This is a genomic window from Bradyrhizobium sp. ISRA436 (genome assembly GCF_029910015.1).
GTDB lineage: Bacteria > Pseudomonadota > Alphaproteobacteria > Rhizobiales > Xanthobacteraceae > Bradyrhizobium.
The window spans coordinates 6,613,406-6,638,265 of sequence record NZ_CP094519.1; the positions used below are offsets into that span (position 1 = coordinate 6,613,406).

At 60.5% G+C, this 24,860-nt stretch carries 26 protein-coding genes; 11 read left to right on the top strand and 15 right to left on the bottom strand.

The annotated features are described in order from the left end of the window. Window positions 1–490 precede the first annotated feature (490 nt). The 4 genes from MTX23_RS30700 to MTX23_RS30715 all read right to left on the bottom strand — a co-directional run bounded on the left by MTX23_RS30700 (window position 491) and on the right by MTX23_RS30715 (window position 4,915). Complete coding sequence (locus MTX23_RS30700; protein WP_280973843.1) at window positions 491–1,342, bottom strand: carbohydrate ABC transporter permease; 852 nt, start codon at window positions 1,340–1,342, stop codon at window positions 491–493. Window positions 1,343–1,348: 6 nt separating this feature from the next. Continuing rightward, window positions 1,349–2,326 carry a sugar ABC transporter permease gene (locus MTX23_RS30705; RefSeq protein WP_280973844.1) on the bottom strand — a complete coding sequence of 326 codons (978 nt, stop codon included), beginning with the start codon at window positions 2,324–2,326 and terminating at the stop codon, window positions 1,349–1,351. A 70-nt stretch (window positions 2,327–2,396) separates the two neighbouring features. Further along, window positions 2,397–3,428, bottom strand: coding sequence for an ABC transporter ATP-binding protein (locus MTX23_RS30710; RefSeq protein ID WP_280973845.1), 1,032 nt, complete (start codon window positions 3,426–3,428; stop codon window positions 2,397–2,399). Between the two features lie 14 nt (window positions 3,429–3,442). Then, entirely contained in the window at window positions 3,443–4,915 is a 1,473-nt protein-coding gene (locus MTX23_RS30715; protein ID WP_280973846.1) for an ABC transporter substrate-binding protein, read from the bottom strand. A 369-nt stretch (window positions 4,916–5,284) separates the two neighbouring features. Between MTX23_RS30715 and MTX23_RS30720 the strand changes: the two genes are divergently transcribed. From MTX23_RS30720 to MTX23_RS30735, 4 genes are all read left to right on the top strand, one after another. Beyond that, a complete protein-coding gene (locus tag MTX23_RS30720) occupies window positions 5,285–5,575 on the top strand; it encodes a hypothetical protein (RefSeq protein ID WP_280973847.1) in 291 nt (96 codons plus the stop codon). 105 nt (window positions 5,576–5,680) lie between these two features. Then, entirely contained in the window at window positions 5,681–5,965 is a 285-nt protein-coding gene (locus MTX23_RS30725; protein ID WP_280973848.1) for a GYD domain-containing protein, read from the top strand. A gap of 89 nt (window positions 5,966–6,054) precedes the next feature. Next, entirely contained in the window at window positions 6,055–7,665 is a 1,611-nt protein-coding gene (locus MTX23_RS30730) for a glycoside hydrolase family 28 protein (RefSeq protein ID WP_280973849.1), read from the top strand. Window positions 7,666–7,847: 182 nt separating this feature from the next. Continuing rightward, window positions 7,848–9,011 (top strand): IS481 family transposase, encoded by a 1,164-nt coding sequence (locus tag MTX23_RS30735; protein WP_280973850.1) that lies wholly within the window; start codon window positions 7,848–7,850, stop codon window positions 9,009–9,011. A 256-nt stretch (window positions 9,012–9,267) separates the two neighbouring features. On the opposite strand, the gene MTX23_RS30740 is transcribed toward MTX23_RS30735, so the two are convergent. Together MTX23_RS30740 and MTX23_RS30745 are read right to left on the bottom strand one after the other, a co-directional pair. Further along, window positions 9,268–9,801: a hypothetical protein gene (locus tag MTX23_RS30740; protein ID WP_280973851.1), complete on the bottom strand. Its 534-nt coding sequence runs from the start codon at window positions 9,799–9,801 to the stop codon at window positions 9,268–9,270. Window positions 9,802–9,869: 68 nt separating this feature from the next. Next, window positions 9,870–10,898 (bottom strand): tellurite resistance/C4-dicarboxylate transporter family protein, encoded by a 1,029-nt coding sequence (locus MTX23_RS30745; RefSeq protein WP_280973852.1) that lies wholly within the window; start codon window positions 10,896–10,898, stop codon window positions 9,870–9,872. A gap of 904 nt (window positions 10,899–11,802) precedes the next feature. Here MTX23_RS30745 and MTX23_RS30750 point away from each other — a divergent pair. The 5 genes from MTX23_RS30750 to MTX23_RS30770 all read left to right on the top strand — a co-directional run bounded on the left by MTX23_RS30750 (window position 11,803) and on the right by MTX23_RS30770 (window position 15,143). Next, entirely contained in the window at window positions 11,803–12,075 is a 273-nt protein-coding gene (locus MTX23_RS30750) for an AI-2E family transporter (RefSeq protein WP_280973854.1), read from the top strand. A 52-nt stretch (window positions 12,076–12,127) separates the two neighbouring features. Beyond that, window positions 12,128–13,252 (top strand): glycosyltransferase, encoded by a 1,125-nt coding sequence (locus tag MTX23_RS30755; RefSeq protein ID WP_280978272.1) that lies wholly within the window; start codon window positions 12,128–12,130, stop codon window positions 13,250–13,252. Continuing rightward, on the top strand, window positions 13,249–13,794 hold the full coding sequence (locus MTX23_RS30760) for a hypothetical protein (RefSeq protein ID WP_280973855.1): 546 nt from the start codon (window positions 13,249–13,251) through the stop codon (window positions 13,792–13,794). The genes MTX23_RS30755 and MTX23_RS30760 overlap by 4 nt, the downstream gene beginning before the upstream one ends. After that, a complete protein-coding gene (locus MTX23_RS30765; protein ID WP_280973856.1) occupies window positions 13,709–14,383 on the top strand; it encodes an AI-2E family transporter in 675 nt (224 codons plus the stop codon). Before MTX23_RS30760 ends, MTX23_RS30765 begins: the two co-directional genes overlap by 86 nt. A 73-nt stretch (window positions 14,384–14,456) precedes the next feature. Beyond that, complete coding sequence (locus MTX23_RS30770) at window positions 14,457–15,143, top strand: hypothetical protein (RefSeq protein WP_280973857.1); 687 nt, start codon at window positions 14,457–14,459, stop codon at window positions 15,141–15,143. Here the strand turns inward: MTX23_RS30770 and hpnA are convergent. Next, on the bottom strand, window positions 15,083–16,132 hold the full coding sequence (gene hpnA, locus MTX23_RS30775; protein ID WP_280973858.1) for a hopanoid-associated sugar epimerase: 1,050 nt from the start codon (window positions 16,130–16,132) through the stop codon (window positions 15,083–15,085). The genes MTX23_RS30770 and hpnA overlap by 61 nt on opposite strands. 35 nt (window positions 16,133–16,167) lie before the next feature. After that, window positions 16,168–16,878 carry a hypothetical protein gene (locus tag MTX23_RS30780; RefSeq protein ID WP_280973859.1) on the bottom strand — a complete coding sequence of 237 codons (711 nt, stop codon included), beginning with the start codon at window positions 16,876–16,878 and terminating at the stop codon, window positions 16,168–16,170. A gap of 403 nt (window positions 16,879–17,281) precedes the next feature. Between MTX23_RS30780 and hpnI the strand changes: the two genes are divergently transcribed. Both hpnI and MTX23_RS30790 read left to right on the top strand, forming a co-directional pair. Next, the gene (gene hpnI, locus MTX23_RS30785) at window positions 17,282–18,436 is read left to right on the top strand and encodes a bacteriohopanetetrol glucosamine biosynthesis glycosyltransferase HpnI (RefSeq protein WP_280973860.1); all 1,155 of its coding nucleotides are present in this window, start codon (window positions 17,282–17,284) and stop codon (window positions 18,434–18,436) included. 233 nt (window positions 18,437–18,669) lie between these two features. Next, window positions 18,670–18,885: a peptidoglycan-binding domain-containing protein gene (locus tag MTX23_RS30790; protein ID WP_280973861.1), complete on the top strand. Its 216-nt coding sequence runs from the start codon at window positions 18,670–18,672 to the stop codon at window positions 18,883–18,885. 115 nt (window positions 18,886–19,000) lie between these two features. Here the strand turns inward: MTX23_RS30790 and MTX23_RS30795 are convergent, their stop codons facing one another. Genes MTX23_RS30795 through MTX23_RS30825 form a run of 7 tightly spaced genes read right to left on the bottom strand, consistent with a single transcriptional unit; the run spans window position 19,001 to window position 24,750 of the window. Further along, a complete protein-coding gene (locus MTX23_RS30795) occupies window positions 19,001–19,291 on the bottom strand; it encodes an oxidase (protein ID WP_280973862.1) in 291 nt (96 codons plus the stop codon). Continuing rightward, the gene (locus MTX23_RS30800; protein ID WP_280973863.1) at window positions 19,288–19,920 is read right to left on the bottom strand and encodes a cytochrome c oxidase subunit 3; all 633 of its coding nucleotides are present in this window, start codon (window positions 19,918–19,920) and stop codon (window positions 19,288–19,290) included. The genes MTX23_RS30795 and MTX23_RS30800 overlap by 4 nt, the downstream gene beginning before the upstream one ends. Beyond that, window positions 19,917–21,593: a cbb3-type cytochrome c oxidase subunit I gene (locus MTX23_RS30805; protein ID WP_280973864.1), complete on the bottom strand. Its 1,677-nt coding sequence runs from the start codon at window positions 21,591–21,593 to the stop codon at window positions 19,917–19,919. The genes MTX23_RS30800 and MTX23_RS30805 overlap by 4 nt, the downstream gene beginning before the upstream one ends. Beyond that, on the bottom strand, window positions 21,590–22,552 hold the full coding sequence (gene coxB / locus MTX23_RS30810; RefSeq protein WP_280973865.1) for a cytochrome c oxidase subunit II: 963 nt from the start codon (window positions 22,550–22,552) through the stop codon (window positions 21,590–21,592). The genes MTX23_RS30805 and coxB overlap by 4 nt, the downstream gene beginning before the upstream one ends. Next, window positions 22,549–23,319 carry an SCO family protein gene (locus tag MTX23_RS30815; protein ID WP_280973866.1) on the bottom strand — a complete coding sequence of 257 codons (771 nt, stop codon included), beginning with the start codon at window positions 23,317–23,319 and terminating at the stop codon, window positions 22,549–22,551. The genes coxB and MTX23_RS30815 overlap by 4 nt, the downstream gene beginning before the upstream one ends. Window positions 23,320–23,345: 26 nt before the next feature. Continuing rightward, complete coding sequence (locus MTX23_RS30820; protein WP_280973867.1) at window positions 23,346–23,825, bottom strand: hypothetical protein; 480 nt, start codon at window positions 23,823–23,825, stop codon at window positions 23,346–23,348. After that, window positions 23,815–24,750, bottom strand: a complete 936-nt coding sequence (locus tag MTX23_RS30825; protein WP_280973868.1) for a hypothetical protein — start codon at window positions 24,748–24,750, stop codon at window positions 23,815–23,817. The genes MTX23_RS30820 and MTX23_RS30825 overlap by 11 nt, the downstream gene beginning before the upstream one ends. Window positions 24,751–24,860 lie beyond the last annotated feature (110 nt).

Below are 24,860 nucleotides of genomic sequence, written 5' to 3' on the forward strand. Positions count from 1 at the left end.
GGCGATAGCGTGAGGACGAGGTTGACGACCTTGTCCTTGCGCCCTGAACCGCCGAGCGGGCCAGAAAATTCGCGTGCTGCTCCACCCCCATACACCTCTATAGCCCACACATTCGTGACTCGCTGTTCCCAATCTTTCCGACCGTGACCGACACTTGCCTCGACGTCGGCCAACGGGGAAGACCCGCATGGCCAAAGCGGCGCTCTTGACCCGAAGCGGTCGTCACGTGGCTGCCCGGCGCGCTACTCGAAGATCAACGACGGCGAATGGAGGAAATCGTGCGTCCCGTCGGCGAGAATCCTGGTTGAGCGATTGATCATGGGAAGAACCTGTCGGTTGCCTTTTTGTGCGCGATCCAACTACGCCTCGAATCCACCGAGTGGATTTCTATCGAGTAGGTTCAGATCCCGGGCTCGCAACAGCCGGTTCTTGCAATTGGTCGAACGGGAAATTCCAAGTCGGTTTCATACACGCGTTGGTCGAACAACCCTTACGCCCGTGGTGAACGCGGCAGCTCGACCTGAAAGCCCTTGACCAGCCAGTCGAACAACAGGCCATAGACGACAGCGAGCGGAAGCCCGACAATGGCTGTCGCCGCCATCAGTGCCTGCCAGTAATAGATATCGCCGCGGATCAATTCGGTCGGCACCCCGGCGCTCACGGTGCGACTCGCGGTCGAACTGACGAACACGGCCGCATAGATGTAGTCGCTCAGCGACAGCGCGAAAGCGAAGACGATGCAGGTCGTGATGCCAGGGACGGCCAGCGGCAGCGCCACGCGGAAGAAGACGCCGACGCGGCTCCAGCCGTCGGTCAAGGCCGCCTCCTCGATCTCGCGCGGAATCGAACGGAAGAAGCTGAGCAGGAGCCAAGTGCAGAACGGAACCGTAATCGTCGGATAGACCAGAATCAACGACCACACCGTGTTGGCGAGGCCGAGCAAGGTCACGACCTCGTAAAGCGGGATGAAGAGCAGCGTAGGGGGAATGAGATAAACGAGAAAGATCGCAATGCTCGAATGCTCGCCCCAATGCCCCATCAGCCGCGCCAGGCTGTAGGCCGCAGGCACCGCGAGCACCAGCGTGATGGCAACGACGACGACACCGATGAACAGTGAATTCCAGAGAAAGACCGGATAATTCGTCTCGGTGAACAGGAAGCCGATGTGGCTGAGCGTCGGGGGAAGATTGAACAGAAACGGATTGTTGGCCGGATCGTACAGATCGGCGTTGCGCTTGAAGGCGGTGATCAGCATCCACGCCGCCGGAAAGATTGCGAAGGCGCAGGACAACAGCAGCGCAGCGTAGAAGCCGACCATGCGAAGCGTTTGTCCCGTGCGCATCGGTTGCTACTCCTGCCTGCGATAGGCCATGCGCAAGGCCAGGATGGAGACGGCGAGCAGCACCGGGAACAGAAACAGCGCGATTGCGGCGCCCTGGCTCAACGCTCCACCTTGGATGCCTTTAAGATAGGCCCAGTAAGGGAGAATTTCGGTCGTATATCCGGGTCCGCCCCTGGTGGTTAGCGCCACCACGGTCATGTCACCGAAGATCACGAGAACCGTGAACAGGATGGCGACTGTGAGCAGGATCGCCAGCGCCGGCAAGGTGATCTGAAACAAGATACGGAAATAGCCGGCACCGTCCAGCTCGGCCTGCTCGAACAATTCGTTCGGAATGGCTGTGCGGCCCGCCAGCACGATGATCGTGGACAGCGGCAGCGTGCGCCAGACATTGATGATCACGACCGCGCCAATACCAAGCCATTCGCGCCCGAGATAGAAGAGATTGTTGGCCGGACCGAGCACGGTGCCGGGGCCGAGCAGGCCGACCGCGCGAAGGATCCAGTCGATCGGGCTGAACTCCGAATCAAGGAGCCAGAGCCAGCCGACGGCGGCAAGCGCGACCGGCATGGCCCAGGGCAGGATGAGCAGGATTTGCGCAAGCCGCTTGCCGGGAAAGTCGCGGGCGAGCAACTCCACCTGGAGGATCGTCAGGATCGTGAGAAGCACCAGTGTCGCCACGGTGATGATGATGCTGTTACGCAAAGCGAACATGAACGCGGCGTCGTGGACGACGCTGATGAAATTATCGAGGCCCACAAACTGTTGAATAGCGGGATTGCCGACGGTCGCCTCACTGAGGCTCAAAGCAATGGCAAGGAAAAACGGCACCGCGACAAGTGCGATCACATAGATAACGGCGGGCGCCAGCATGATCGCGCCGACGACACCGTCACGATCGGCTATTCCGATACGTGCCTCCCGTTGCGGCGGCTTCCTGTATCCGCCTGCTCCGCGTCCGCTGAAGCCTTCCTTGTTTCCCACGGTCACTTCCTCCCTGCGGACCGCTTGGCACGTCGCGACGCAGCGCCCTTCCACGTCGCAAAACTGCGCTTCAAATTGGCGCGGCAGCCGTGCGCATGCCGGTTTGAATGTCGAAAAACCGTAGCAGTGAGCGCGACACCACGAATTCCTGCACCTCGCCTACCTTCACTTTGCCGATCGTTTCCTGCCGCAGCTTGCACAGCACCTTGGCGTTCTTGAATTCGCCATCCGCGCTGCCGTAAGCGAGCCATTCGGAGCCGAGAAACTCGATCCGCGCGACATGCACCTGGAACGTGGCAACATCCTCGGATTCCGGCACAGCCGCTCGCGGCGTGAGGTGCTCCGGGCGAAAGCCGACGATTGCAGCGCCGTGCTCCAGCAGGTTCATCGGCGGCGTACCGATGAACCCGGCGACGAACGTGTTTGCTGGTTCCGCGTAAAGCTCTTGGGGCGAGCCGATCTGGCGTAGCGCGCCAGCCTGCATCACCGCGACACGATCGCCAAGGCCAACGGCCTCGACCTGATCGTGAGTGACGTAGACGGTGGTGACACCGGTGCGGTCGTGCAGCTGGCGAAGCTCGGCGCGCGCCAGCGCCCGCACCTGCGCGTCGAGCGAACTTAGCGGCTCGTCGAAGATAAAGAGAGAGGGTTTGCGTACGATTGCGCGCGCCAGCGCCACCTTCTGTTTTTCGCCGCCCGAAAGTCGCGCCGGGCGGCGGTGCAGCAAGGTTTCTATGCCAAGTATTCCCGCCGCCCAGCGAACTAGGCGCTCTTGCTCCGCCCTCGCCACTCCGCGCGCCTTGAGGGGAAAGGCTATATTGTCGGCCGCCGACATGTGCGGATAGAGCGCATAACTCTGAAAGACCATCGCGATGTTTCGCGCCCGCGGGGGCAGCTGTGTAATGGGCCGGCCATTGAGAAAGACATCGCCGGCGGTCGGCTTCTCAAGGCCCGCGATCGATCGCATCAACGTCGTCTTGCCGCAGCCGGATGGACCGACGATGGTAAGGAACTCTCCCTCCCGCGTCGTCAGGTCGATACCCTTGAGGGCCTTGAAATCACCGAAGTGTTTCGTAAGCCCTCTGACTTCCAACACGGCCACGGCGCTGATCCTCGCTAGTCCTTGCTGGCTTCGCGGCCGCACCCGACGTAGCCAAGCCGTTTCCATTTTTCGACGATCTGCTGCATCTGGGCCGCGGTATCCTTGACGGCCTGCTCCGGCGTTTTCTCGCCGCGCGCCGCCTGCGCCATCATCGTCGACACCAGGAACGTGTTGTAGACCTCACTGGTGGCTGGATTGGCGTAGCCGGGATAGCCGAGCCATGCGGTCCAGGCGAGCGCTCCTCTCAGCACCGAAAGCTTGTCGGGTGGGTCCGAGCCCCACGGATCGTGATCGATCCAGCCGCCCTTCTGCTCGAGCTGCGATACCGTCGACGGATAGGCAGGGAAGTCATAGAGTTTGCTGTAGTAGGTATCGCTGCTGTAGTTGGCAGTGAGATCGAGCATGAACTTCTTCGCCGCCAGAATCTGGTTCTTGTCAGTCACGTATTTCGGAAGGACGTAGATGAACCAGACATGCGCGGTTTGGTGCACGTCGCCGGTCGGACCTTTCAGCCCCGGCCTGAAGCCTGTGTCGGTCGCGTTCTTCGGGTTGGATTCCTGCGCCGTCCGATAGAAGGAGATCGAGTTCTGGATGTAGGAGGCTCGACCGGACACGAACGCCTGATTGTTCGAAGCCGCGTTCCAGGAAAACACCTCCGGGGTTTCGGCAGCGTGGAAGAGCTTGGCCTGATACTTCACCGCATCGAGCACGTGCGGCGAATCGAGCGTCACGTTGCCGCAAGCGTCCTGCACGGTGCCGCCGAACGACCAGATCAGCGAACGCGCATAGAACTCCGAATCGATCTCAGGCGACATGCCGACGCCAACCGGAATTCCCGTCTTCTGGTAGATTTTCTCGCCGCCCTTGAAGAGATCGTCATACGTGACCGGTCCCTGTGGATAGCCGGCATCCTTCCACAGCGAGATGCGATAATCGCCGGGATCGACGACCCAGCCCACGCAATAGGCGTACCATTCCTGTTTGACCGGGAGATAGGCCTGGTGGGTGCACGGGGCGACGCCCTTACCATACGCCGCCTTGGCGGCGTCATTGACATCATTCAGGGGCTGCAGACCCTGGATGAAGGCGGCTGGCGTCGCGTTCATCTGCATCAGCGTTGGCCCCTTGTTGGCGGCAATCGCGGCCGCGAGTGTCGAGTTCAGGTCGGCGTAACTGATGTGCTGCACGGTGACGTTGACGTTGTGTGCGGCTCCCCATTGTTGAGCATAGGCGTCGAACCATTTGTCGTAGCGTGGAACGAAATGGCTCCATTGCGTGATCGACAGCGTCGTGCCAGCCGGGAATTTTTCGGGAAAGGTCAGCGCCCCGTATTTTACCGGGAATTGTATAGGCGACGGCTTGACGCCAGAAGTTGGTTCATTCGGCGTTTCCGCCGCAGACAGGTTTGCGCTCGCTCCGAGCATACACAGCGCAGCAGCGGCGACGGACACCGCTAGAAGCGCTGGGCTATTCCACCGCTTGGTCATGGTTTCTCTCCCTTTGCCCGAAACATCTTGGACGGGATCGAACTCTTATTTTCTTAGCTCCTTAGCACCTTTGTACACGTTTTGTTCGACCGCCCTCCGGCGCTCCCCTGCGCCCGATGGACCATCAATTAACGGGAATCGGCAGCAGGAGTTTCTGCGACAAAGGGCTAAGCCGCCGCATCTGGCGCGGAAGCGCCGCACCTCGCGATTGCGATGATGGTAACGCATACCGCACGGTTGCACTGACAGCTTCCAAAGCTCGTCGCTTGACTGCCCCGCCCGAGTGGTGCTGCCGGTTGCGCCATGCCGTGGCCCCGGCCACAATAGGGAGCCGAGATGAACCGACAGCGATAACGACAGAGGCCGCCCGTGATCGAGGTCAGGCCAACCAGCGAAGGCGATCCACTCGAATTCGAGGTCATCGTCCGCGTGGGCGTGGGAAGCGGCGAGACACGCTATCGCGTCACGATGGCAAGAACCACTTGCGAACGGCTGACGAAGGGCTCGTACACGCCGGAGCGTTGCATCGAGGCGGCGTTCCAATTTCTGCTTGATCGTGAGCCGAAGGAGTCGATCTTGCGACGTTTCGACATCACGGTGATCTCCCGTTACTTTTCGGAGTTCGAGCGCGAGCTGCCACGCTACCTCTCTCAATCGTGATTCGGCCGTTGTTCCATTACGCGGAACGGCATAGGCGCGGCTCGTCAAACGGCGTATATTGCTGGGTCCTTCGCGCAAATTGATCAACATGACGTGGAGGTGGCCATGAAATATGTGCTGCTCGGAAATCTGAACTCGGAGTGGGCGGGCAAGCAATCGGAGCGGATCGGCAAAGCGAGAGCAAAGCTCGACAAACTGGGTATCAAGATCGAGGCGATCCACTACACGCAGGGCTACTACGATTTCGTCGACATCGTCGATGCCCCGAATCCAGAAGCGATGCTCGCGTTCTCCGTCTGGTACTCCACCCAGGGTTTGGGGAGGATCCAGAGTATGCCGGCCTTCAACGCAAAGACCTTCGAAACTGCGACCAAGGAAGCAGCAGGCTGAGCGCAGGTGTTGCCAGGAGGGTTGGTTAGTGCCACCGCAGTTCAGGCAGGGCGGGCGTGCCACCGACTCCCGTCTCGGCCACACATGACATGGATCGGCTCCGCAGAGAATTTCTCACGCTGGCCGGCAAAGCCGCCGCGACCGTCGGCTGCGAGATGGCCCTGCATGCTGCACGCGCAGCGGCTGCTTCGACTTCCGGCGCGGGTACAGTCTTCGACGTGCGTAGCTTCGGTGCTGTGGGCGACGGCAAAGCCATCGATTCGCTGGCGATCAATCGGACCATCGAGGCAGCGGGCAGCATGGGCGGCACGGTTTATTTTCCCGCCGGTCGCTATGCCTGCTACTCGCTTCGCCTGAAAAGCGCAGTTGCGCTTTACCTTGATCAGGGCTGCGTGATCATCGCCGCGGACACCCCGCGCGAGGGAACAACTTCAGGCTACGATCCAGCAGAATCGAACGAGCCCTGGGAGGCGTTCCAGGACTTCGGACACAATCATTGGCACAACAGCCTGATCTGGGGCGAAAACATCCATGATGTCGCAATCTTCGGGTCCGGCTTGATCTGGGGACGTGGACTTGCCCGCGGACATGATGATCCCGAACTGCCGATTGCCGAGGCACCCGGCGTGGGCAACAAAGCGATAGCCTTGAAGAACTGTCACAACATCATCTTCCGCGACCTGTCGATGCTCGCTTGCGGACACTTCGCCGTTCTGGCGACGGGCGTCGATAATCTGACGATCGACAATCTGAAGATTGACACCAATCGCGATGGAATCAACATCGATTGCTGCCGTAACGTGCGCATATCGAACTGTAGCGTAAATTCGCCGTGGGACGACGCAATCTGCCCGAAGAGCTCGTTTGCTCTCGGCTATGCGCGCCCGACCGAGAACGTCACGATAGCCAATTGCTACGTCACGGGCGGCTACCAGGTCGGCTCGCTGATCGACGGCAGCTTCAAGCCTTTTCCCGACACTTACGAGAACCACGCTTGGCAACGCACTGGTCGCATCAAGTTCGGCACGGAATCGAACGGTGGATTTAGGAACATTGCCATTGCAAACTGTGTCTTTGAAAGCTGCCGCGGCCTTGCGCTCGAGACAGTCGATGGCGGAATCATGGAGGACATCACCGTGACAGGGGTCACCATGCGCGACATCCGCAACGCGCCGCTATTCTTGCGTCTAGGATCACGCCTGCGCGGCCCCACTGGCATTCCAGTTGGCACACTCAAGCGCGTGCTGATCAGCAATGTCACCTGCAATGCGCCCCTAAACGATATGCCATCGATCATCAGCGGTGTTCCGGGACATGCGGTCGAGGACGTCAAGATCAGCGGCTGTTACTTTCTGCACAAGGGTGGCGGTACGGCTGAGATGGCGGAGCGCCAACCGGTCGAGCGGCCGAACGACTATCCCGAGCCTGCTCTGTTTGGCCCCCTGCCGGCGCAGCACTTCTACATACGCCACGCGCGCAATCTCGAATTCAGCAATGTCGAGCTTCGAGCCGCCACCGTCGACGCGCGCCCATCGTTTTGGCTCGGTGACGTGAGCAGCGCTGACCTCCTGCACGTCAAATTGCCCAGCGGGATCGGTCCGGCCGTGTCGCTCAATGACGTTTCCGATTTCCGCACCCTCGCCAACCGCGGACTGAAGGACGTGTCGATCGAAGGTCCGATCTCACATATGCAGCTCTGAACAGAAGGCTCCTTACGTCGGCCGTGCCGCACGGGAAATCGAACAGAGCGTGGAAAATCGTAGATTAGCGTGCAAAATCGTGCCCTTCCTGAGAGAGGGGTGACAGTTCATTCCGGAGACATGGGTTACACAATCGGGCCTTTTGCGGGGAGCGCAAGATGCCCTGGAAGGTGTGTAAGCCCATGGACGAACGACTGAAGTTCATTGCCAGACTTTTGGATGGCGAGCAGATGGCGGGGCTTTGCCGCGAGTTCGGCATCTCCCGCAAGACCGGCTACAAGATCCTCACGCGCTACAACAAGACCGGGCTCGACGGCCTCACCGATCGCTCACGCCGGCCATACCGCCACGCCAATCAGCTTCCGGACCAGATCGAAACGCTGATCGTACGCCTGAAGCAGGACAAGCCGAGCTGGGGCGCCCCAAAGATCAGGGAGCGACTGGCCCGGCTCTATCCGGATGTCCACACGCCCGCGATCAGCACGGTGCATGCGGTGCTCGATCGCCATGGCCTGGTCAAGCGCCGAACCCGACGACGCAACAGGGCTGAGGGCACAGCACTCTCTTGGCCGGCCCAGCCGAACGAGCTGTGGTGCGCCGATTACAAAGGCGAGTTCATGCTTGCCGACCGGCGATACTGCTATCCCTTGACCATCACCGACTTCGCCAGCCGCTATCTCATTGCCTGCGAAGCCCTCTCTACCACCAAGGAAGTCTATGCTTTCCCGGTGGTCGAGAGCGTCTTCAAGGAGTTCGGCCTGCCGCGAGCCATCCGCACCGACAACGGCGTTCCGTTTGCCAGTCCCAATGCTTTGTTCGGTTTAAGCAGGCTGTCGGTCTGGTGGCTCAGGCTCGGTATCGAAATCAAGCGGATCAAGCCCGGCAACCCGCAGCAGAACGGCCGCCATGAGCGCATGCATCTGACCTTGAAGCTGGAGGCCACCAAGCCGGCCGCGCAAAACTTCCTGCAGCAGCAGGCCAGGTTCGATGACTTCATCGACGGCTACAACAACGAGCGGCCACACCAGGCACTCAACATGCAGTGTCCAGCCGAGCGCTATCAGCCCTCGTCCCGGCCATATCGCGGCTTGCCCGACCTCGACTATCCGCTTCACGATAAGGCCGCCACCGTCACCACTTGCGGCCGCATCTGCTTCAATAACCAGAAGATCAATCTCAGTCAGGTCTTCGCCGGCCAGACCGTCGGCATCAAGCAAACCGACGACCGCATTTGGCTCGTCAGCTTCATGGAATATGATCTCGGCTACTTCGACGACGAGACTTGCAGGCTCGAACCCCTTGCAAATCCCTTCGGACCAAAACTGTTACCTATGTCCTCGGAATGAAACGTAACCCATGTGTCCGGAACGGACCTCGCAGGATTGGTAGCGGGGGACGGACTCGAACCCCCGACCCCAGGATTATCATTCCCATGCTTTGACGGGATGACTCCTTACGGTAGCGATTTTGCGCCGATCCGGCCCGAAACATCAGGGAAAAGCGCGCCCCGTCAGGGACTTGCAGGGTGATTTTCCGCCCCTTCCCACCCCTCCGTGCTACGATATTGCTACGGGCGGAGTCACGGAGGTGGCCCTGTCACAATCACGGAGGCCGGACGACGACAAGTCCGCGCGGGTTGAGATCACCCGCGACATCGTGGCCGAGGCGCTGGTACGTGCGGCGCGTGCCAAGGATTCGAACGAGCTCTACGACTACCACGACACCTCGCAACGCTACCTGATCCTGCGCCAACGCGGGCCACGCGCCGGCTGGTTCGTCCGGGCCCAAGGACAGATGAGGCGGATCGGCAACGCCAAACGCGAGCCCGGCGACAAGCAGTTTCTCACCGTGAAACAGGCGCGCGACAAAGCTGGGGAGCGCGACTATGCGATGCGGTCGTGCCGACGCCCTCGCACCAAGGGATGGACCTGGGCCGACCTCGACCGCGAATTTCAGGCCTCGCGGCAAATCAAGCGCATGAGCGGGAAGCGCGTCAAACCGGCCAGCACCCGCGCGGACATCAAGGGTTGCTTCGACAAGCCCCAGTTCGTCGCCTGGCAAAACAAGAGACTGTCTGATCTGACCGACGTTGACCTGATCGAACTGCTTGACGTGATCCACGTCGAGAGAAGGCACGGCGCCTCCAGCAAGGCGCCACGCCGGTGTTACGTGGCTGGCGCCGGTTGCGCAGATATGTCGGAAGACTATTCGCCTGGGCGTACAAGCCTGCGCGTGAGCTCCCAGGCGAGGCCAATGAAGACCACCGTCCAGGCAGCCAGCGCCACCACGAAGAACGCTGGTGCCAAGGGTGCGAGGAACGGAAGTGAGAGCGCCGCCGCCATGTGCTTTGTCGCGACTGCGTACATTCCCAATGGGAATACGGCTCCCCAATAGAGCGGATCATAGCGCAACGGAAATCGCCGGATCACGTGTTGCCACACCTCAAGCACGAGCAACATTGGAATCCACCATGTGCCCGTAGCCCAGTAAAAGATGGTGAAGCCTTCGATGAACGGCAGCAGCGAGGCGAGAAACGGTGCATCCGGCGCGTTATGCACCAGCCCTGCGCCGGCCAGGGTCGAAATCGCCATCGCGCCCATATTGATCCAGTAAGGAGGCGTGAGATCGCCCGGGGAGAAGACAAAGAAGGTTTCGCGGTAGAAGATGAGTGAAATAATCCATATGTAGAGCATTCCACCCCACAACCACATCGACAGAGCAAAGAAATTCAGCTCCAGCCGAAGCGGTTGCGACCACTCACCGGCAATCGAAGCCGCCAGGACGGCGATCGACTGCGCAGCGACGACTGCGATCAGCCAAGCGCCGGTCAACCCTTTCTCCAAAGTGGGCTTCTCGCGCTTCACCGTGATGGCCGCGAAGATCGTATAAGTCAGGCCGACCCACAGCGCGGTGCCAATAACCAAGAACGCGGTCGCAGCCGTCAGACTACCCACCGTGAGCAGAAACTGAACGCCAAGGATGCAAGACCCGGCGACCGCTGCGAAGAAGCCGGGTCCCAGTCGATGATCGGCCATGTCGGCAAGAGATAGCCGCGGATACCGGATCATCCGGACCGCGGTCAGACAGGCCACAACGACATAGGCGGCGAGATTGAACGCAAACAATCCTGCCGCAAGGATTGGGAACTCGAAATCCCAAGCCCCGATCGAAACGACTCCAGTCGCCATGACGAGCGCGAAATAGGCGGGCGATAGATGTTCCACCACAGTCACCCAGGTCGAACGCCTCCCAATTTATTGCAAGATATAGGGCGGCTGCGTGTGGCAACAAACAACAAGGTGTCTTGAAGCAAGAAGCAGGAACCGCGCGGCCCGATTGAGACGGCGTCTCACCTTCTTCTTCGAAGGCAAACTTCAGGAGAAGGACGATACGCCCCCTTGGCGCGCCGCAACGATTCGGTTGTCGTCCCTTATAGCCACCGCGGGAATCGCGCGGGCTTCGAACCGGTCTGATTCAGGCGCGCGCGCTGATCGAAAGATTGGGAACAGAGGTCAAGGAAGCGCGAGTTGGTGTCGCTCTGGCTTCGGTTCAGCTTGCGCAGCTCATACTGCTTCATCTCCTGAGGGGGCATCGGGCGATCCGTCGGTTATTCTTCGGAGAGTGCTTCCACGCTGCATTTCGACGTCAGTTTGGCTTGTCGCCAAAGCGCTACGCGCAGAAGCAGATCTTTTGACTTCAATCGGCCTTCGAGAGTTTGCGCATTATGTGACCGAAGATATCTTTCCGTGCGGTACTCGACTTCGAACAGATGACGGTACCTACACGCTTACCCTGAAGGGAGACTGACGGACGCGAGGCCAAGGACAATATGCCTGTTAGATCACTAAAACGAGCATCGCCGTCGCTAGGCGCTTGGCCACCACACGCCGATGGCCGTCTACCGCGCGGCAAAATGCTGTGATCTTTTGGATTTAACTTTATCGCAAACTTGGTTGTTTCGATGCTTTCTTGCGCGCGGCCATCTCAAAGGCGGTGGCCTTTCTCTCACCGGTTTCCTCGGAAGCATCGTAACGGTCAGCGCGCGTCTACTGGAGGCAACGATCCTTGCCGTTGCCGCAGGCGTCTATCTGGCAGTACGTGTCCAGCGGACTCTATCCCGCACTTTGAACCATCGTCGTGTACATCATCATCCATCAACTCGAAGGCAATCTGATCGTCCCGATGGTCCAGCATAGGTCGTTATTCCTGCCGCCCGCTGTCCTACTTCTGACCATCGTCGCGGTCACCGAGACATTCGGCATGATCGGTATCATCTTCGCTGCGCCGATCACCGTCATCGCCTTCGTTACAGTCAAAAAGCTCCATGTGTGCGACGGCCTTGGACAACCCACGGACCTTCCGGGCGAGAGCACAGGCCGAACAGGAACCTATTCGTCTGCTCCCAATTGACGCGGAGGATATCCGCCGGTGAGCAATGGAACTCGCCCTATCCTTCGGTTGGATGATACTCGTGCTTTGGTTGATTCTCCGCGCCCATGGCCAACGCGGTCTGCTGCCTGTGCTGTACCCTGTATCGGTCCCCATTCACGATCCACCGAGCGTATCGGCTATCGTTCCGGCCCGAAACGAGGGTCATAACCTTCCACGCTGTCTCCACAGCTTGCTGCATCAGAACTACCGGCAAGATCGGCTCAACATTATCGTCGTCGACGACAATTCCACGGACGATACGTTCGCCGTGGGCTGTTCCTTTGCCGGCAGATCCCGGAGCCTCAAGACCATCAGGTGTCCGCCGTTGCCGCCGCGCTGGTGCGGAAAGCCGCACGCCTGCTGGATCGGCGCACGAATGTCGCGTCTCGATGATGAGTGGGTTTGTTTCATGGACGCGGATGTTCAGGCCGGGCCGGAGCTGATCGGCAGCGCGGTGACGGCGGCTCGCTCGCAGCAGTTGGCTCTCTTGTCGCTGGCGCCACGTCAGCGGCTAGGTAGCTTCTCTGAACGTCTCATCATACCATGCGGGTTGTTCCTGATGGCGTTCCGCCAGGATCTTGAAACCGTTCAGTCGCCGCACAGCAACCACGTTACTGCTAACGGGCAATTCATGCTGGTGCAGCGACACGCCTACGAATTTGTCGGAGGCCACGCCGCCGTCCACGATGCCGTTTGCGAAGATCTCGAATTGGCTCGGCTGATCAAGAGAGCCGGCGGCCGCGTTCTGTTAGAGGACGGAAAACTCCTCTTGGCCGCCCGAATGTATACGGGCTGGAAAAGCCTCTGGATGGGCTTTTCGAAGAATGCGGTCGAAATGCTGGGCGGGCGCGCTGCTGCGTTCGTCACTGCATTGCTCGTGCTCCTGCTGCCGCCGGCTGGCCTCCTGCTTCCGACCATCGACGGCGTTGGCTGCGCCAGTGGACATGCGGCGGATTGCGTAGCGCTGGCCCCGGCCCTCGCTGGAACAGCAGCCGCGACAGGCCTGCATATTGCCGGCGCATTATATTTTCGTGCTCCGTTCTGGTATGGCCTGATCTTTCCACTCGGATACGCGGTCGGGGGGTGTCTTGCCCTCGAGAGCCTTCGTCGTCACTGGCGCGGCAACATCATCTGGAAGGGCCGGAGCTATCCGTGAATCAGCGAGCCCTCCGCACGCGGCCGGAAGCTGACCACGAGCATGTCAGCCGGATCTCGACTGGAATGATCCTTTTCATTATCAGCGCGACGGCACTTGCAGTCTACGAATTGCAACTGGCCCTGATACCCTTTGTCGTTGCCGCGGTCGTCAGCTACATCTGCGCGCCCGCGATTGGCTGGGTAAGCGCCAGGGCTCACCTGCCCCGCCTGCCTGTTTCGATCGCCGCATTCCTAGTTATTCTGGCATTTGGCGCCGTCATTGGCTGGTTGGGAATTCCGCTCCTGGCTCGCGAGATGACACACACGGCCACCGACCTTCAGGGAATGCTCAATCACCTCACCGAAGCGCTGGTCGACGGCAACACGGTCAATGTGCTTGGCCAGCCAATGGATTCACGCAAACTCGCAGCCGCAGTCGGTCCAGGCCGTCCGCGACTGGATCGACAATGCGCGAGTGCTTTCGGCTATTGCGGGAAGCGCCTTTGTAGCCGGGTTCGGCTTCCTGCTAGCGCTGGTTCTGTTGTTCTTCTTCATGGTTAGCGGTCCATCGATCGTTCGGAGGCCACTGTGGCTCATCCCACCAGGCGAACGGCCGTTGATCGAAGACCATATTCTGTTGCAGGTCGATCCGGTGCTGAGGCGTTACTTCATCGGCGTCGTCGCGGTCGTGTGTTTCGCCGCCGCGTTCGCCTACGCAGGATTGGGGCTCCTGCTCGGAGTTCCGCACGCTGTGTTCCTCGCCCTGATCACCGGATTCCTTGAGGCGGTGCCGATCCTCGGCCCGACGATCGCGGCAGCGCCTGCCGGCCTCGTGGCAATTCAGTACAATTCAGGACTTGGAGCGATCATCGGATACGCAGTTTATCTCACTGCACTGCGGCTTTCGATCGATCAGCTGTTCGGGCCCGCCGTGCTTGGCGCGGCTGGCCGGGTCCATCCCGCGGTTGTCATTTTCTGCCTCCTGGCCGGAGGCACACTGTTCGGCGTAGTCGGGGTGATCACCGCAGTTCCAGTCGCACTGATCATCAAGGCAGCGCTCTCGGCTCTCTATGCCCGCGAGCGGACTTCCATTGCGAAAAGACGGACATCGGGAGACGGATCATGCAGCGAGATCGTATTCTTGAGCTGACGCGACCCCGGTTCGACAATGACGCTCCGTCGTTTGCTGGGTATTTCTCGCGCGCGTGGGTGGAACTAAACGGATGAGCGGTGGCGGCATGATGATCTTGAGCCCCCTCGTTTCGATCATCGACAGCGCGCTTCGCGCCGGGCAGGGAATATTCGAGTACAGCAATTGCCCGCGCTGCGTCTTTCGATTGCAACTTGCGGCGGTCACCTGCGACATCGTTCTGACGGATGGAACGTGCCTTTGCGCCGGCAGCCGCCTCATCAATCTCCATCTCTGGAATGAGCATCTCCCACCATTTCCGGCCCAGGGTCCAACGCTCGGCTGGGCACGACGAATGTGTCGTGACTTCGAAACATCCCTCGAAGAGCTTGCAACCTTCGTTGCAAGCAATCCCGCTCTCGAGGATATAACGGCCGTCGGTGGGAAAATGATGTTCGGCTCGACCGAGCAAACTCAGCTCGTCGCGCACTTTGCGGAACGATATGGCTTTGTCCGCGCACTCGACGTCCCGCGAAGCTCCTCGATTGCAGAAAGACTACATCTGATGGGCGAAAACATCCTGGTCTCGCTGATCGTGATCTCTCACAACCCGGCGGCGTTTCGACTCGACCGCCTCCGGCGCGACCGCGTACCGGTCTATCTTCACCGCGCCGAGCTCTTGAAACGCTTCGGCGTTCGCGAGGGACCCGCATCCGTACATCAGCCGAGCGGCGAGCGTAAGCTCCCGAGCTTCGGCCCCACCGCAGACGATCGCAAATAACCGTGGCTGCCGAACCACGAAATCGCATCGTTCACGGCCTCCACATGCGACCGTGCGCGATATCCGAGCTCCCGTTCGGCCTTTTCAGACGTAAAGAACATCTTATGCCGTGCGAGGCGAACGCCAGCCCACGTCGCAAGCGGCTCGTTGCCCGTCAGATATGCCCCCAACTCGCCCGCCAACGCAGCTGGCACCGCAGCATACCATGGAATGCGAACCGATGGAGATCGCCGTCCGACCGACGCCGCGATTTCGGCGAGCAGCCGGGAGAATGGGACATTCTCGCCCCCGAGAATGTAGCGCTCGCCGATCCTGCCTCGCTCAAGCGCCGCCAGATGTCCACTCGCGACATCGTCAACGTGCACAACATTCAATCCTGTATCGACATAGGCCGGAATCCGCCCGGCTGCGGCGGCAAGGACCATCTTTCCGGTCGGAGTTGGCCTGATATCGCGCGGCCCGATCGGGGTGGACGGATTGACGATAACCGCCGGCAGCTCTCGTTTTCGGATCATGTCGACGACCAACTGCTCGGCGACAATCTTGCTTTGCTTGTAAGCTCCAATTGCGCGTTCGACCGGCACACTCGCCGCCTCGTCAGCCGGGATGCCGTCGTGTTGAGGGCTCAGCGTCGCCACGCTGCTGGTGTAGACAACGCGCTCCATGCCGTTGCGCAACGCCTCTTCCATGAGGTTTCGCGTACCCGTGACATTGGTAGCGAGTATCTCGGCGCTATTCCATACCGAGAGCCTGTAGTCGGCTGCCACATGAAACAAATATCGACACCCGGCACAGGCCGGTCGGAGCGAGGAGTTCTCTCTCAAATCAACCTCGACAAATTCCACGCCGCGTACACTCAAATCCCGATATTGGCTGTTTCGTCGGATCAGGGCCCTGACATGGAAACCATCACGCAGCAGCGCGCGGAGCACGGCGGATCCAACGAAGCCGCTGGCGCCGGTGAGCAATACGTTTGCGGACGTATTCATGAATGTTCTCCGCATCCTGCGAAGAGGCTTACTTTCTAGAGTTCAATTGCTCGGATGCTGGAGCCAAGGACCTCAGAGCAGCAAAGAAGGGCTCTGCGAGCCAGCCACCAGTCTGCCGAAAGCTTGATGACGTCGAGCGTGTCGGAAGGGCGCCCAAGCAATAGACGACTGAGCCGCCATCGACTGATCTCGCCATCACTCGAAACGCAGGCAAGGGCTGTCGGCGGGACGTTACGCCCTGCGGCGTCGATCACGACACGAAGAGCAACGAACCGCATTGAGTTGGCTGCGGCCAGGCGGGCGATCAGGTGAGACTCCATATCGACGGCCAATGCGCCGGATCGAAGCTGCAGTTCGTTTCGCGACGCGCAAGCCAATATGGGCATATCAATTCCGATGATCGGACCGTACACGGCCGTTGGAATCGCTGAAAGAAGCCACGCCGACCAGACATCGTCCGTCGGGACGCTTCCGTTCGGCGTGACGACCTCCGAACCGACCACGATTCTGCCGGATCGTAAGTCGGGACACAGTCCTCCCGCGACACCGTAGCTGACCATACCGCGACAACCGTCAGCTGCAGCGTGCTCGACGAACTCCGAGAGGTCAGCAGAGCCCGGCCCCCACGCTTCCCTGTTGAAATAACGCCCAACGACCTCGGCCTCGATCGCGAGAGCCGCACAGACGATTGCCTGCCCGGCTTGAGCGGCTGTTCTAGGACCTCGATGGAGCCTGGTTATCGCCATTGCGGAAATAGCTCACGAACAGGCAGGTGCCCACGCGGCGCGCGATCGGTCCCTCTCCGAGTCACTGCTGATCGTGGCTTGTCGAGATAACATCGCTGCCACAGCTTCGTTTCTACCTGCCAATCCGACATAAGCCGTTCATGCGGAAAGCAACCACCCTTGAGCCGGTCAAGCCCGGCGCGCTTTAACATGCGTTAATCGGACGGGGCCGGTCGGCACCGCTCTGGAACGCTCCGAGCGCCCTCACGTTCGCCTCATTGGGCTGCGCGCCCTGCAGCCGCGAGGAGACCTAACCGGCGGCGCGAGCCGTACGCGCACCTCATCGAATGTCCGTGTCGCACTGCGGCATTTGACGGTGACCCGTTGCTTTAGCTCTTTTGTTTAGAAAGGCGATCATTCGAAAATGCCCGGTTTGAGCGAGACTGTCCATGTCGTGAGAGAGATCTGCATAGCCGGCGCGATTCTTGGTATCGTCTACAATATTCTCGCTGCAATCCTGGCGACTCGCTTTAACAGACCGTCGACGCTCGACCGATTTTCGACGCGACCGGTGACGATATTGAAGCCGTTGCACGGAAGCGAGCCAGGCTTGTTTCAGCGGCTCGCGTCGCTTTGCAAGCAGCGGCATGGCGGAAAGATCCAGCTTATCTGCGGGACGCAGCAGTGCGCCGATCCCGCAAATCAGGTGGTCCGGCTCGTGCAGAGGTTGCATCCTGCCATGGAGATCGATCTTGTTGTCGGCGACCGCTTGCGGGGCGAGAATCCAAAAATCGCAAATCTGGTCAATCTGGAAGCGAAGATTCGTCACGAAATCGTCGTCTTGTCCGATAGCGATATCGTCGTCGATGATCAGTTCGTCGGCCGCCTCGTTGCCGAGCTCGATAACTCCCAGATCGGAGCGGTGACCTGCTTATACCAAGGAGTTGCGTCCGGCGGCGTCTGGGCCAAGATCTCCGCGCTTAACATCAACGCACAGTTTCTCCCTAACGTGATTATCGCGTTGACGTTCGGCGCAGCCAAACCCTGCTTCGGCTCGGCGATCGCCATGCGAAAAGATGTTCTGAGACGTATTGGCGGCTTTCAACCGTTTCTGGACGAGCTCGCGGACGACTACGCGATCGGTCGAGCTGTTCGCGCGATCGGGCTGGACGTCAGTGTCCCGCCTTGGGCGGTTGGGCACGTCTGCTTTGATCGCAGCTTCCGCTCATTCTGGGAGCACCATATGCGCTCGTCGCGCACCATCCGCTCGATTGATCCCGTCGGTTATGTCGGAACCATATTCATGCATCCGGTGATGCTCGCCTTGATCGCCGTCCTGACAGGGGCGCAGCATCCGATCGCCTTGCTGAGCATCGCATTTGCCAGCCGTGCCGTCCTGAATTTCAGCATCGAACGAACCTTCAACTTGCGACCGCACGGGCTATGGCTGCTAGCGCTTCATGACACGATCTCATTTGCGGTTTTCCTGTGCAGCTTCTTCGGCGCCGAAGTCGAATGGCGTGGCCAGAACTACCAGATCTTTCGTGACGGCACGATCCAGAAGGATAGCCTCGACTAAGAATCGGGGCGGCGTTTGGCGGGCTAGCGCCCTACCGCCCATTTCGTAGCTTGCGCCGTCTACAGCGGGCGAACCGCGCAATGAGGCGGCTCAACTCGAGCTTGTACACGAGCCGCAGCCCGTTCGGCCGGCAGCCACATCATCCGGCGTTGGCCACGCTCGGGCCAACAGCGCTTTTGCGCGCGCACTTTCAACGGGAATAGCCGGATTGTCATTCGGCATGCAGGAATTGCATGCCGAATGACAGCGAAGTGCGGCAAGTTCAACAGGCCCTCGACAAGAACGGGTCCAAGGCCGGCTCAACGGATGCGCGTTGGGGCAACGAAACCCAGGCGGCCGTGAAGCAGTTCCAGCAGAGCAAGCAGCTACAGGCGACGGGACAGCTTGACCGGCAGACGGTCGCCGACTTCGGGTTGGATGCTTCCAAGTTTCTGCAGGCGCAAAAGTAGCGGCTCAGGAACCCTTCAGCGAACTGGCCGCTCCCCGACGCGATCCCCTCCTCCCGCCGGATTGCGTCGCGGGCCCCAAGCTCGGCGCCTGAGCTTCGGGCTCTGTTCCCTGCTTCTAAATTCGGGACAGATAATCGCTAAAAGTCAGCGCGAACATGAACATCATCCAGAACAGGCCGGTGATCGCGACGACGCGCACCAGCATCGTCCCGCTCTTCAAATCCATCAGGAAGATCGCGAGTACAACGGCCATCGCCGCCGCAATAATGAGATTGAGCGCAACGTTGCCGGCGCCGAGCGGTAGGTAGGCCGAAGCAAGACTGATCGCTGCAAGAACGAGCAGCGCGGCCCATGCCAGCACGGGTCCGCGCCAAAGAGTTTTATGGCCGCCTGATGCTTCGCTCATGATCGACCAGCCAAGTAGATCAATGGGTAGAGGAATATCCAGACCGTATCCACGAAGTGCCAGTAGATCGCCACACCTTCCACGGTTGAGCCCTGCACCGGAATGGTCTCGCGCCAAAACAGCGTCATGACCACGGCGACAACACCGATGCCGGCGGTCAGATGGATGGCGTGCACACCGGTCATGATCCAGTACAGCCCCCAGAAGATCGCGGTGGCCGGGGGTGTCAGAGGGAAGCCAGGTCCGGGAACCAGATGCTCGTCGATATCACCGCGATATTCCAGGCCCTTCGTGACCAGGAACGCGACGCCGAGAACGGCTGTTGCGCCGAGGCAGACGAGCGTTAGCCATCGCAGTTGGGCCGTCGCCGCGCGCAGCGCAATTGTCATGGTGAGACTCGAGGTCAGGAGGAGCGCCGTGTTGATGGAGCCATAGATGATCTCCGTGTGTGCCGCTGCAATCCGAAACGCCTCTGAATTGAAGCTTCGATAGATCGCATAGCTGCAGAACAGCGCTGCAAAGAACAACACCTCGCTGGCGAGGAAGAACCACATGCCGAGGCCGACCGCTTCGCGCTGTAAGCGAATGTCAGGCCAAGGCTCCTGCAAAGCGCCGGAGAGATCAGTCATCGCGTGCTCCCCTGGCCCGCCATCGGCGCCTGTTCGTCCTCGCGCGCACGGCCCACGTCGTGATACTGATATGGCGCAGAAGTGACCTGCGGCGGTTGCAGAAAGTTCTGCTTCGGTGGCGGTGAGGGCGTCTGCCATTCGAGGCCTGTCGCGCCCCACGGATTGTCCTCAGCCCGGGCGCCGTTGAACAGCGACCACCCGAGGTATCCGAGCGGCAGAAGATAGGCGACGGCGAGCATCGCTGCCCCGCCGCTCGACAGCACGTGCCAGATCTGAAACACGTCCGGATAGAAATGGTAGCGCCGAGGCATGCCGAGCCAACCCATGATGAATTGCGGGATGAACGTCAGATTGAACCCGAGAAACATGGTGATGGCAGCGAGCTGAGCTGCAAACTCGTGGTAGCGCCGCCCGGTCACCTTGGGCCACCAATAGTGAATGCCGGCCATAAAGGCAGAAACCGTTCCGCCGACCATGATGGTGTGAAAATGCGCAACCACGAAATAGGAATCCGTGGTCGCGATATCGATCGGAACCGAGGCGAGAAACAGTCCGGTGAGGCCGCCGATGGTGAACAGTCCCAGAAAGCCCAGCGCATAGAGCATGGGCGCCTCGAAGCCGATTTGTCCCCGATAAAGCGTCGCGGTCCAATTGAAGACCTTGATCGCCGACGGGACGGCCACAATGAAGGACAGAAAGGAGAAGATCAGGTTTGCGAGCGCTGACTGGCCGGCAACGAACATGTGATGTCCCCAGACCATGAAGCCGACCACGCCGATCATGAGCAAAGCGTAGACCATGAACGCGTATCCAAATACCCGTCTCCTGGCGAAGCAGGCGAACACCTCCGATACGACGCCCATGGCCGGCAGGATCATGATGTAGACGGCGGGATGACTGTAAAACCAGAACAGGTGCTGAAACAGAACCGGATCTCCACCGACGCGGGCATCGAAGATTGGGAGGCCGAACAGCCGCTCTGCACAGATCAGGAGCAGCGACATGGCAAGGACAGGCGTCGCGAGCACCATCACCATGCTGACGACGTACATCGACCAGCCAAACAGCGGTAGGCGAAACCACGTCATACCGGGTGCGCGCAACAGGTGAATGGTGGCCATGAAGTTCACGCCCGTCGCGATCGACGAGAAGCCGACGACGAATACGCCGACCGCAGCTGGGACAACGCTCGAGTGCGAATAACTGGACGAGAATGGCGGATAGAACGTCCAGCCAGTGTCGACGCCGCCGCTCAGTAGCACATAGACCGTGAAGCTGGCGCCGATCATGTAGAGGTACCACGACAACAGGTTGAGACGCGGAAAGGCGACGTCGGGCGCACCGATCATCATGGGCAGGACGAAGTTCCCCATCGTGGCGGGGATTGACGGCACCAGGAAGAACCACACCATGATGATGCCGTGAATGCTGAAGGCGCGATTGTACTCGTCGGAGGTCATGAACCAGCCGGTCGGGCTGATCAGTTCGAGCCGCACCAGGCCGATCGCGATGCCGCCGATGAAGAAGAAGATGGTGATGGAAACCGCATAGAGAATGGCAATTCGCTTGTGATCCGTGGTCAAGAGCCACGACAGCACCGTGTGACCTTCGTCGAGATAGCTGGCGGCCGCGTGCTCTTCCGCCGGCGCATAGGGCAATGTCATCTCGCTCATGGCGGCGGAGCTCCTTGCCCTGTATCGGCCGATTGGCCGGAAAGTGATTTGATGTACGCGACCAGCGAGATGACTTGCCCGGGCGTGACCGAGCCGCTGAAGTTCGGCATCAAGGGCGGAAAGCCGGCCACCCTGTTCTTGTCAGGCAGGAGGATGCAGTCGCGCAAATAGGCTTCATCGGCCGTGACCGTCCGGCCGTCGGCAAGCTGGACTGAGCTGCCATAGACGCCTTTCAGGTCCGGCGCGTGGACGGTCGAGCCAGGCGTGTGGCATCCAGAGCACCCCAGCGAAAGGAACAACGCCTTGCCTTGGTGGGCAAGATCATCGCCCTCTGGCAGCGCGGCGTTCCATCGCGAATATTCCTCCGGGGTTACGACCACAAGACGCCCCGCCATGACCGAGTGATCTGTGCCGCAGAATTCCGCGCACGTCAGATGAAAAACGCCGGTCTTGGTCGCATTGAACGAGAGATAGGTGTAACGGTCCGGCAGGACGTCCTGCTTCAGCCGGAGCGCTGGAAGATAGAGGTCATGGATCGCGTCCTGCGACGTCATGATCAGCCGCACGTTGGTATGGACGGGCACGTGCAGTTCGTCGATTTCACGCGCCCCGCTCGGATGCTGGATGCGCCACATCCATTGCTTGGCGACGACATGGATTTCCAGGGCAGGCTCGGGAGTGGCCAGCGCCGATAGCTGGCGGGATGCCGCCCACCAGAACAGGAACAGAAACGTAAAGAACGTCGTCGCGGTCCAGCCGATTTCGATCTCCCGATTGAGGCGTTCGGGCGTCTCACCGCGCGGTGCGCCGGACCCCCTGTGGTAGCGAATCAGGAAATAGGTGATCAGCCCCGCAACGAGCGCGACCACGGCTCCCGAGACTACGGACAGTAGTATGAACAGCGCATCGACATGCGCGGCATAGTCCGAAGCAGCGGTGGTGAACTCGGTGAGCTTCATGGCGGCAAGCTCCGACGATCACGCAGCGCCATCAGGGAAATGCCGCTCAGCAGAACAACCAGCGTGATACCTGCGGCCAACGCGAGCAAGCTGGTGATGCGTTCCGTGTAAACTCCCTTCACCGGATCGTAGCCGTAGCACAGCAGATGGATGCGATCGGCGAGAGTGCCTACCGAGCCTCGCCCCGCATCCACAAGGGCTAGCCGCAGATCAGCGCCGTCCAGGCCGAGCGGCGACAGGACGCGCCGCACCCTGCCATTTGCACCAACGACATAGACTGCGGCTGGATGGGCATATTGGTCGTGCTCCGCATCGTAATAGTAATGCAGCCCCGCTGCTTGCGCGACGGCGCGGACGGCCGCTTCGCCGCCGGTCAGAAAGACCGCAGCGGCGTTGATCGAGCTTCCGCTGTCGATGTGCCGCACGCGCATCGCCTGCGCCGCCGCCGGCTTATCGTTGGGATCGATGCCGATCGCTACCAGGCGATAATCGGCACCGGGCTTGAGACCGGTCTTCGCCAGGCCGCTGGTGGTGAATTCCAGGATGGGCCCGCACAACGTCCGACAGATGTAATCCGCGAAGACGAGAACCGTTGGCAGGCCGCCGATAGCGGTGCGCAGGGTCACGGCACGACCTGCTTCGTCGATGAAGCCAACGTCGAGCGGCAGCGCTGCATCCGGTTCTGGCGCCGCCTCGACCTTCCTGACCTCGGCATCAACGAGCCCCGCTCTCGCCGGCCCCAACGCCGCAAGCGGCGCGCAGATCAAGAGCAGGATAAGGGCGAAAGACATTCTCATTTGCCCGGCTCCGGCGTCGATTGTGCACCTTTGGGCGCAGCCGAAGGTGACTTCCCTTGCTGGATCGTTGTTCGCTCGCCCGCAGCGGTAGGCGCCGACAGCGCAGCCTCCGGTGAGGACAGCAGCGGCTCGTAGGCGCTGCCGCCCTTCTTCACGAGCAATTGCATCGCCCGTTCGATTGGCACCTGCACCGTCGAGTGCTGCTGATCCGCCCATTGCCAGGTTTCGAGCGTCTTGCTCTGAGCATCGGTAATGCGCCGCAGCTCCTCGCTTTCGGATGTGTCCACGCGCGGCTGTGGGAACGCCTGAGGAGCCGGCAGACCCCTTGGGGGCGCCACGGCGTGATAGATTCCGTAGAGGCCGCCGATCGACACCACGAGCAGGAGCAGCGCGCCCAGCGCTGACCAGCCCACGAAAGCCATGCCAACATTCGGCGATTCGGGGACGTAGCGGATATGATGGTGCTCACCGGACATCGAGCGTCCCCCATGCGAACGGCCGTGGTCCTCTCCGCGCAAGGAAAGGAGACACGCCGATGATGATGAGGCCGATGCCGATGATGGCCAGCAATGCGCTCGCAAGCACGGCGACGCCCCTCGGCGGCGCAATAAGATACGCGTCATTCGCAGCGATCCCGACGAGCGTTGTGAGACCGATCACCCGCAGCGGGCGTCGGTTGTTCCGCACCCGCGACTGAATCAAGGCAAGCGTCGGGATCAGCGATCCGAGCGCGAAGGCGGCGACCGCCAGTGCGGTCCAGGGCAAGTCACCTCGCGCCACGAACCAGACTTCTTCGCGCGGAAGATCGCTATACCAGATGACGAGAACCGCCATGAAGTCGATGTAGGTAATACCAAGAATCGTAGCCAACAGCAGCGCGCCGACGTCACCGACGGCCGGCTCGTCGTCCGGCGCCGGCATCCATACCGCAGCCCAAGCCAACGCAGCAACAAGCGAGGAAACTGCAACGCTTGCCCCGAACGACGAGGATGTAAAGGGCGCCTCCATCGAGAGATACCAGTCGATCGACACACTGCTGATAATGGCGGCATGGAACACCAGTCCGAACGCCGCCAGCAGCTGGCCTCGCGCGCCGGCGGCTCGCGGAAGAAGAAACGCCAACGCCGACCAACCGGCCAATGCCACCAGTGAGCGCACGACAAAGGCCGGACGATTGAGATAGAGCGACAGCACATCCGGCTTCACCGTCGGCGGCTGCTGCGCCCACGGATACAGTGCCGGAATTGCCACAAAGATCGGCACGGCAAGAAGAACAAGTAGCGGTATGGAAGCTGCGGCCGGTTCTGTGGCGGGCGCGATGATCTCGCCCCAGTCCCCGGATGTAAGCCGATGAATCATCATGAGGGAGAGACTTCCCACTGGGATCTGCGCCCAGAACACAAATCCGACGAGCCACCCTGCGGAGGCTGCCGCCGGATCAACGATCGCACACCCAACGACGCCGAGCAGCGCCGCGACGCCGCCGATCAGTCCTGCGATGCTCCGGCTGC